Source organism: Oleiphilus sp. HI0061 (assembly GCF_001635675.1).
In genome coordinates this window covers 1-815 of record NZ_LWFE01000230.1, presented here as the reverse complement: position 1 = coordinate 815, position 815 = coordinate 1, and the positions used below count along the sequence as shown (strand labels likewise).

The window sequence follows — 815 nt, the reverse complement described above, 5'->3', positions numbered from 1 at the left end:
GAGTTTAATTGAAGATAGAGTTGGGAAAAACAGGGGTGGTTTAAGTACCATCAAGTGACGCTTATGAGAATATCAACGCAGCAGCTTTTTAACCGTGGTCTGGAAGCGATTCAGGATGTTCAGTCTGATCAGCAAAAGACACAGTTACAAATATCGACGGGCAAGAAAGTCTTAACGCCTGCGGATGACCCGGTTGCTTCAACTCGAATTTTGGAGCTGAATCAGGAACTGGAGCTAAACTCTCAGTTTCAACGGAATATTGAACTGGCTCGTGGTCATTTAAACTTGCAAGACGACTTACTTGGTAGTATCAACTCAGTTGTCCAGCGTATTCGTGAATTGACGGTGACCGCAGGGAACGGTGTTCTAAACAAAAGTGATTTATCGGCGATTTCAACCGAGGTGAAGGAACGCTTGTCGCAACTTGCGGGTTTGATGAACTCACAAGATGCCAGCGGTGAATATTTATTTAGTGGCTTTCAGGGTGGTACGGAGCCCTTTCAGCAGAATGTTTCGGGTACTTACGTTTATCAAGGAGATGAGGGGAGACGTTTTGTTCAGGTCGAGCCAAATGTTACAATTGCTTCATCTGAAAATGGCAAACAAATATTTCAAGATATTGCTGTTGATAAAAATACCTTCTATACCGCTGCAAACCCTCATAACCAAGCTGTACCAGAAGCCAGAATCACGACGGGGCAAGTGATAGATCAAGAGCTTTATGACCAGTTTTATCCTGGTGATATGATAGTGACTTTCACCTCGCCTTCAGAGTTTAACGTGACTGACAAAGCGACGGGTAGATCTTATCTGGC

1 protein-coding gene is annotated in these 815 nt (G+C 43.9%); it reads left to right on the top strand.

Going from position 1 to position 815, the window contains the following annotated elements; translation table 11 throughout:
- Positions 1 to 63: 63 nt before the first annotated feature.
- On the top strand, positions 64 to 815 hold a 752-nt coding region (gene flgL / locus A3735_RS02805), incomplete at its 3' end, for a flagellar hook-associated protein FlgL (RefSeq protein ID WP_068637559.1).